Consider the following 8279-nt stretch of genomic DNA (forward strand, 5'->3'; position numbering starts at 1 on the left):
AGGGCGGTTTGGGTTTCAGATTCCCTGGTTTCAGTTCTGGGGGCGGTCTCCGGGAGGGTAAAGTAGAAGATGAGCGGCTCCATCTTGCGGGTTCAGTGATAAATAAGGAAATCAGCCCGGGGCCCCAAAGTGTGCAGCCCCGGGCTGATGGCAATGAAAAGATGCTTATTTTATCTTGGTTACTTTCACAAAATTTTCCTGCAGGGCAACAGCGCCGCCCACAGGATCCCATTTTTTCAGGGCACCCGGCATGAACTTGTTGTCAGCCAGCCCCTTGCCGTAGGCGCGGCTTTCCACGGGCAGCTTGTGACCAAATCCGTGAAGCACGAATACGGCTTCCGGGTGGATAAAATCGGTCACCTTTGCCTTGATCTGCTCGGAGTAACCGTTTTTGGAAACATTGACGGTCTCATTGTTTTCAATATGCAGCTTTTCCGCTGCATCTGTATGAATCCAGAGCACGTTTTCAGGCACCAGTTCGCCCAGAACCGGATTGTTGACCGTATGGCCCTGGGTGTGCTGGGCACAGCGGCCGAATGTGAGCCGGAAATAGCCTTCCGGAGGGCTGTCAGCGGATTCATACGGTTTCAGGGATGGTATTCCCAGGTCTTCGAGCTTTTGGGATATAATTTCAAATTTTCCGCTTTTTGTGCCGAATTTTAAGTTGTCCCGGTCCTTGTAAATCGGCCCTTCGGTTAACTTGACCATGCCTGTGTCGTTAAAATCCTCAATGGAGACCCCTGTGCCCTGGAGCTGGTAGTTCCAGACGTCTTCGATTTTGTCATAGACCAGTTCGTTTATGCCCAGGCGCTGGGCTAGACCGGAAAAGATTTCCCAGCAGGCCTTGGTGTCAAACCGGGGTTCAACCGCCCGGCGGCGCATGAAGAAATAGGGCTGGAGGGCGTTTTTGGCGGCCAGCACGCTGTCGCGTTCCAGATACGGGGACAGGGGCAGCACAACATCGGCATACCATGCCGTGTCACACCAGGTAAAGGTCACCGATACCAGCAGATCCAGGTTGTCAAAGATCTGCCTGAGCCGGTCCGGCTCGGGATAAGCCATCAACGGGTCATGCCGGAAGGCGATATAGCCCTTTACCGGGTACGGATCTGCGGTTTCCATGGCTTCGTAGAGCAGGTGGGCCATCCCCGGGCCCTCGTCAAAGTGGGTGTATCGCCAGCCCACGCCGTCTGCGCGTTTTTCCTTGGGCTTTTCAAACAGGTCCATAAATTTTTTCAGCCCGGAATAGCCTGCGTCCTTGGGTTTGTTGACAAAGGGCAGGCCGCCTTTGGCGCCGTAGGAGCCAAGCAGGGCGTTGATGATGTAAATGGAGCGGCACAGGTAGAAAGTGGTGTCATATCGGGCCATCATCCACCCCGGATGCCAGAGCACGGCCGGGGCATCCTTTGCCAGCTGATGGACAAAGGAACGGATCTGGGCGGCCGGCACACCGGTTTCGGTTTCCGCCCATTCCGGTGTGTAATCCTTGGCAAAGGATTTGAGGGCTTCCAGGTCCTGGATGTATTTGCGGGCAAAATCCTTGTTGTGAAGGTCTTTTGTGAGCAGCTCGTTGATGACCGCCAGGTTAAAGGCATAGTCGGTTCCCGGGCGGACCATGAAAAACCGGTCCGCCTTGGTGGCCGACACATTGGCCCGGATATCAATGACGGTCAGCCGGCAGCCTTCATTCATGGCATCGGTCAGGTCGTTGACCTCCTGGACCCCGATGGCTTCAAACACGTTTCGCATCTGCAGAATCACGTGCTTGGCGTTTCTGTAGTCATAGGCCACTTCCTTGCGTCCCGCGCCGCTGACGGATTTGGCGGCATGCTGGACATTTCGGGCGCAGGAGGAATCATGATTGACATAGTTGGGCGATCCCAGGCCCCTTAAAAACGCCCGGTGGAAATCCCGAAACGGTCCGCCCCGGTCGGATAAGGCCACGCCCCGGGGTCCGTACTGATCCACCACTTTTTGCAGTTTTTCCGCGGTATAGTCCAGGGCCTCCTCCCAGCTGACTTTCCGCCACTTGCCTTCACCCCGCTGACCGTCGCGGATCATGGGATGGCGGATGCGTTCATTATCATTGATCAGGGCTTTTCCGGCCACACCCCGTGCACAAAGGGAGGTTTTCATGCCCGGTGCATTGGGATTGCCCTGAAGAAACCGGATGTTGCTGTTTTCCACTTCCGCCACCATGGGACATCGAACCGTGCACATCCCGCAGATCGTGTAAATTTTCTCTGTTGTCATATCCATTGTCTCCTTTTGTCCATAAAACCGCAAACGCTCAAATTTTTCAGTATGTCAACCTTCCTGAAGGATTTCGCTGTCATAGATCTCCTCGAGCCGGCGTTTGTGCCTGAGTTCCTCTTCAGCCAGAAACGAAAAAAGCTTTTCGGATTTTTCGCTGGCGCACCGGCCTTTCCAGGCCTTATAAAAGGCATGCGCCTTTTCCTCTTTTTTCATGGCCATGGCAAGGGCCTCCTGATAGCCGATATCCGGTGAAAACCGGACATCGATCATAAAATCGCTTAAATGCAGGTCCTTGACGTTGCCGTGTTCGTCCAGGTCGGAAAAAGGTTTTTCCGCACTCAGATCCAGGTCCGCCAAAAGCTGGCGATGCCGCGCTTCTTCCTCGGCCATTTCCCGGAAAAATTCTTTAATGCCTTTGTTTTTGGCAGAATCTGCACAGTCGCGGTAAAAGTCCCGGGCCTTTTCCTCCCGGGTGATGGCAAATGCCACCACATCGTGCATGGATCTGCAGCTGACTTCTGTCATGATTTCCTCCGGTATTACATCCGTTTGATGCGCGAGGCGCTTTTTATCCGGTCGGACAACAGTTTCGCGCATGTTGGACAATATCGGTGATGTTCCTTGACGTGGGGATGATCGTCGGTTCTGTTCTCCACCCGGTTCATGAATTTTGGTGTGGCAAAATAGCGGCCGCAGGCTTCACATTGCAGCAGCGGGTTCTGACCGATCACCTCGTCGCGGATGGAAATGATGCGAAGCCCGTTTTCATCCTTCTGATGGATCACACCCGTGGGGCAGATATTGACACAGGTGCCGCACCCGATACATTGGTTTTCGGGCCTGGGCACAACATACGAGACCCCGTTTCGTTTTTCCATTTTTAAGGCATTCGCGCCCACCAACTCCTTGCAGGCGCGTACGCAGAGCCGGCACCGGATACATTCATCCGGAGGCGAGCCCATATCAATGCCGTGCTTTTCCGCCAGTTTCCATATCGCCGGTGCTTCGGGAGCATATTTGGCAAGGTTCCGAAAGGCCGTGGTGCGCGCCTTTTGCACGCGCTCGTTGTCCGTGTTGACCTCCATGCCTTCAACAGGCTTGACTATGCAGGAAAGCTTGACCTGGGAAGGCTTGCCCGGCACCATCAGTTCCACGGCACAAAGCTTACAGGCCCCGGCAGGAGAAAGGGCCGGATGGTAGCATAACGCGGGAACCTCGATGCCCTGCTTGCGAAGGAGGTCGATGAGTCGTTTCTCCGGATCTGCCTGGATTTTTTGGTTATTGACGGTAATTTCAACCATTGTTTTTCTCCCCCGGCCGGTGCGTGCCTATTGTTCAATGATGCGCAGGCAGTCCTGGGGCAGCCGGTGCGTGCCTTTTTCATCCAGGCTTACCTCGATCAAAGCATCCGGGTCGTTTTTGCTGACGTCCGGATCCGTGATAATGCCGTGCAGCCCGATAAATGCCTCCATGTAATCTTCCCAGCTTTCATCGGTGGAGCGTTGAAAAATTTCCACTTTCTGGCCCTGTCGAAATGTCATGATTCATACCTCCTGACGGGATTGCGGGCATTTTGCCGAGTTTGACTATCTGGGCGGCGGAGTGATTTCCGCATGCTGCCCGCCGCTTTGGCGCCTGGCACATTCCAGGCATATGCGTCTGCCGTTTGACGTGGGGCTGACATCCCGCACGCGTTTGACGATATAATCATGGTATCGGGCCGGGCCGAGCACGGCGCCGCAGACTTCGCAGTATTCAAGCTGCAGACGGTTGAGCACGGTGCCGCACAGGGAAAGCTCCCGGTAGCCGTCGCGGTCTGTCATCTGCATGGCCCCGGTGGGGCAGTTGGTGGCACAGGCACCGCATGCGATGCAGCGCTCAGCGGTGATGCGCAGATCCGTGGGGCCGGGTTTGTCGAAATCCAGATATCCCAGGCAGAGCGCTTCAATTCCCATTTTGTCCCGGCAGATTTCCACGCACCGGCCGCAGCGGATGCAGATGTCACAGCGCAGGCATCTCTTGGACTCTTCATGGGCCTGCTGTTCATTGAATCCCAGGTGCACCTGCTGGAACGTAATGCGTCGCCGGTCATTGCTTAATTGGTGCATTTTCGGCCGGTCCAGGTCCATTTTCAAAGAAGCGGGAAGGTCAAAGTGCGGCAGGCGCCTGCGGCGGACCGGAACCCGCGGCAGGGTCGGCTGGGCAATGCCTTCAAAATGGCGGTGGATGGCCGAGGCGGCCTTTTTACCGCCGGCAATGGCTTCCACCACGGTTGCCGGGCCGGTAACCGCATCGCCAACAGCAAAAACGCCCTGCTGATTGGTTTGCATGGTCACGGTATGGACCCGGATGGTATTGCGCCGGGTCCAGTCCACCTCCTCAAACGCTTCAAGGCCCTGGGGTCTGATCTCCTGGCCGATGGCCGGGATAATGACGTCTGCTTCAATGACGTGCTCGCTTCCCTCCACCGGGACCGGACGCCTGCGCCCGGATTCATCCGGTTCGCTTAGTTCGGCGCGTACGCAGACAATGCCGGTGGCACGGCCGTCGGCTCCCTGGACCTGCTTGGGAATGGTCAGGTAAGAGAAGGCCACGCCTTCTTCTTCAGCTTCCACGACTTCCTCGTGATGGGCCGGCATCTGATCATGGGTCCGACGGTAAAGAATGGTCACCCTTTCGCAGCCCAGGCGCAGGCAGGTCCGGGCCGCGTCAATGGCCACGTTGCCACCGCCGACCACGGCCACTTTTTTGCCGGGCCGCCGGTGATCGCCAAGGCTTACGCGCCGCAGAAACGACACGGCAGGAATGACGCCTTCATAATCGTCTTCTCCGGGAATCATCAGCTTGTAGGAACCGTGAGCGCCAATGGCCAGCAAAAATCCTTCAAACCCCTCGGAGCGAAGCGATTCAATGGTGACATCTTTTCCCAGCCGGGTGTTGAGCCGGATTTCCACGCCGAGCGATTCGATCATGGCCACTTCCCGGTCAATGACCTCCCGGGGCAGCCGGTATCTGGGAATCCCGACCATCATCATGCCGCCGGCCACGGGAAGGGCCTCGATCACCGTCACCCGGTATCCCCGAAGCGCAAGATAATAGGCGGCGGTCAATCCGCCGGGACCCGCGCCGATGATGCAGATTTTGCGCCCGTTGTCCGGACTGGGTTCCGGGTTCTGGTAGCTCTGGGCGGACATGGCCTTTTCGGCTGCAAATCCTTTTAAGTCCATGATTGCAATGGATTTGTCCATCCGGCCCCGCACGCACATGAATTCGCAGGGATGCGTGCACACCAGGCCGCATACCCAGGGAAAGGGGTTGTCCCTGCGGATCACGGAAATGGCTTCTGCGTATTTGCCCTGGCCCACCAGGGTCACATATGAGGGAATGTCAATGCCTGCGGGACACGCCATCTGGCAGGGCGCCGGAGTAAGCATGGGACACCTGCCGGTGGGGCAGGTGTGGGTGCGGATATGGCTTATGAACTCTTCCTGGTGCTGATCCACAAATGATGTCACATGCTCGCCGAATTCCCGGCAGGCCGGCGTCAGGCCCTCATTGACCAGGTTTTGGGCAAGTTCCAGGATGCTGTCTAAATGATCGTCGCCGGCCAGGCCCTGGGAAACATCATGGACCAGGTCGAAAATCTCAGTGGCCCGCTGCCGGCAGCGGGGATGAGTCAGCGATCCGTTGTTTAAGGTCTGCTCGATTTGATCGTGCAGTTTTTTTACACTGCAGGTTTGGGAATCCATCTCAACCGCCTTGTGCTGGTCCGGTTATAAATCCTGGTTATAAATCCTGGTTATAAATCCTGATTATAAATCCTGGGCCCGGGCCCTGGCGTAGCGCTCCCGCCTGACTTCCGGGATTTCATCCGGGGTGCCGAAATAAAGACATTTTGTCGGGCATACCGTCACGCAGGCCGGCTCCAGGCCAGCCTCGACCCGTTCGTAGCAGTAGTCGCACTTGACTGCCTTGCCGGTTTCCGGATTCCATTGCGGCGCCCCCCATGGGCAGGCGGATATGCATGTTTTGCATCCCACGCAAAGATCCGGATCCACGGTGACAATGCCGTCTTCTGTCCGAGGGCGCATGGCACCGGTAGGGCAGGCCGCCACGCACCATGGGTTTTCACAGTGAAAGCAGGGCATGAACGTATAGGCGGTTCTGGGCAGGTTGCCCACCCGCCGGGGGCCGACTGCAACCACCAGGGATGGAAACGGGCCCCTGGGAAGGGCCTGCCGGCTTTTGCATGCCGCCACACAGGCCATGCAGCCGATGCATCGTTTTTGATCCTGAAACAGGTAGTATTTGCTCATGATTTCGGAAACTCCTTTGTTGCCGGGCGGTTTTGGTCAATCATTTCATATTTGCGGCACAGCCATCGCCCGCCGGCTGCGCCGAAAATTCCGCAGGCAAAAAAAACGGCCAGCAGAGACAAGGATGGATGGGTGCCGAAAAAATTCCGGTCTACGATGACCTGCAAAACGGCTGCTGCGATTGCCGGTCCTGTTCCGGCGCCAAGGGCCAGCAGCTGGTTGGCGGTGTTGCTGGCTGAAAAATGCTTTTCCCGGAACCTGTAGCCTGCAACAGCGCCGCAAAAGGCTGTGACAGGAGGAAGCCAGGCAAACAAAAGGTCCGGAGCAAGGCCGCAAACCACAATACCCAGGGCCATGACGCCAAAGGCACCCATAAGAAGTGCGGACAACAGGGCATACCAATCGGGAAATACCGCATCCATCCATTCTGTAAACATTCGGACAGACTGCATTATACTGCCTTTTCCGTCGAAGCGGTGCTGTTTTGTTTCTTTTCAAGCCTCATCCGGACAACGAATGCGGCGACGTAGAAAAACAAAACACAGCAGACAAACCAGAAGACGGCGCCAATGGGGTACTGCTGTCCGTTGAACCAGGGAAGCATAAACAGGTAGCTCCTGCCTGTCAGGGCTTCCAGCGCTTCTGGCGCATAGGTGGCATTGATGTATCCCAGCATCAGAAACAGAGGAATATACATTGTCAAAAGGTTCTTTAAAAAGCCTTCGAAAAAAAAATCATAGTAAACCTTGTTGAGATGTCCCTGATCAATGTTTCTTCCCAGATCTTTGGCCTTTTGCGGATCCGCGTCTTTTAGCTGAAGTGCCTGCTGCTTGACATCATACCAATAGTAAAACTCTTGCTCCAGTTCCTTGTAACGTTTTGTCTTGAACTTTTTTCCAAACACCCTGGTAACAGCTGCTGTGAGCACGGCAATGCCGGCCACAGCAGCTGTCGGGCCCAGCATGTGCAGGGGGCTGAACAAAATATCCAGCCCTTGCTGCGCATGCTGTACCATTGTTACAATAAACATCCAGAGCGCGTCCATCATTGCTGAAACACCCTAGATCCAGATCTCGATTTTGAAAAACCGGAAGAAGAGGAAAAACAGCACAACCGCCAGAATGACCTTGAGCTGTACTTCGGTAAACATCTTCTGCATCCGGCTGCCGAGGTATCCGCCCACAAAACCGCCGATGATAATGGCGATGGCGATCCAGAGGTCAGGCAGGTAACCGTTTAACAGGTACCCGATAAAGGAACCGATACTGGAAAAGCAGGTCCCCACCAGGGCAACCGGTACGGCCACGTACATGGGCAGGGCCCCGATCATGGTCATCAGGGGGGTGAGCAAAAATCCGCCGCCGATGCCGAACGCCCGGGAAACAATGCCGATGCCCACACCGATGATGCCGAAGAGCAAGGGGTTGATCTTAAATTCCTCGCCCCAGAACTTGAACTGGTAGTTAAACAGCTTGTTGGCACCGGTGGACATGGGCTCAATGCGGCCCATGCGGGCAGCCCGGCCCTCTTCCTTGGCCTTCTGGACTTCCTCGTTGAACTTCTTGGTCATGGCCTTGATGTTCTGGCGTTTTTTCATGGCCTGGGGGGTGAGCAAAAATCCGCCGCCGATGCCGAACGCCCGGGAAACAATGCCGATGCCCACACCGATGATGCCGAAGAGCAAGGGGTTGATCTTAAATTCCTCGC

General features: G+C 55.9%; 9 protein-coding genes. All 9 read right to left on the reverse strand.

Features of this window, described 5'->3' with window-relative positions:
• Positions 1-165: 165 nt before the first annotated feature.
• Positions 166-2253 carry a molybdopterin-dependent oxidoreductase gene (locus R6U41_RS11140; RefSeq protein WP_410269912.1) on the reverse strand — a complete coding sequence of 696 codons (2088 nt, stop codon included), beginning with the start codon at positions 2251-2253 and terminating at the stop codon, positions 166-168.
• Between the two features lie 54 nt (positions 2254-2307).
• Positions 2308-2781, reverse strand: coding sequence for a ferritin-like domain-containing protein (locus R6U41_RS11145; protein WP_410269913.1), 474 nt, complete (start codon positions 2779-2781; stop codon positions 2308-2310).
• Between the two features lie 14 nt (positions 2782-2795).
• Positions 2796-3557, reverse strand: a complete 762-nt coding sequence (locus R6U41_RS11150; RefSeq protein WP_410269914.1) for a 2Fe-2S iron-sulfur cluster-binding protein — start codon at positions 3555-3557, stop codon at positions 2796-2798.
• A 27-nt stretch (positions 3558-3584) separates the two neighbouring features.
• Positions 3585-3797 carry a hypothetical protein gene (locus R6U41_RS11155; RefSeq protein ID WP_181552654.1) on the reverse strand — a complete coding sequence of 71 codons (213 nt, stop codon included), beginning with the start codon at positions 3795-3797 and terminating at the stop codon, positions 3585-3587.
• A 45-nt stretch (positions 3798-3842) separates the two neighbouring features.
• Positions 3843-6005: an NAD(P)-binding protein gene (locus R6U41_RS11160; RefSeq protein WP_410269915.1), complete on the reverse strand. Its 2163-nt coding sequence runs from the start codon at positions 6003-6005 to the stop codon at positions 3843-3845.
• A 63-nt stretch (positions 6006-6068) separates the two neighbouring features.
• The gene (locus R6U41_RS11165; RefSeq protein WP_181552656.1) at positions 6069-6572 is read right to left on the reverse strand and encodes a 4Fe-4S dicluster domain-containing protein; all 504 of its coding nucleotides are present in this window, start codon (positions 6570-6572) and stop codon (positions 6069-6071) included.
• Positions 6569-7024 (reverse strand): hypothetical protein, encoded by a 456-nt coding sequence (locus R6U41_RS11170; RefSeq protein WP_410269916.1) that lies wholly within the window; start codon positions 7022-7024, stop codon positions 6569-6571. The genes R6U41_RS11165 and R6U41_RS11170 overlap by 4 nt, the downstream gene beginning before the upstream one ends.
• Entirely contained in the window at positions 7024-7620 is a 597-nt protein-coding gene (locus tag R6U41_RS11175; protein ID WP_410269917.1) for a hypothetical protein, read from the reverse strand. The genes R6U41_RS11170 and R6U41_RS11175 overlap by 1 nt, the downstream gene beginning before the upstream one ends.
• A gap of 12 nt (positions 7621-7632) precedes the next feature.
• Positions 7633-8279: sulfite exporter TauE/SafE family protein (locus R6U41_RS11180; protein WP_410269918.1), on the reverse strand; the 647-nt coding region annotated here is incomplete at its 5' end.

The sequence above is a fragment of the Desulfosalsimonas sp. genome (assembly GCF_046483245.1).
Taxonomy (GTDB): Bacteria; Desulfobacterota; Desulfobacteria; order Desulfobacterales; family Desulfosalsimonadaceae; genus Desulfosalsimonas.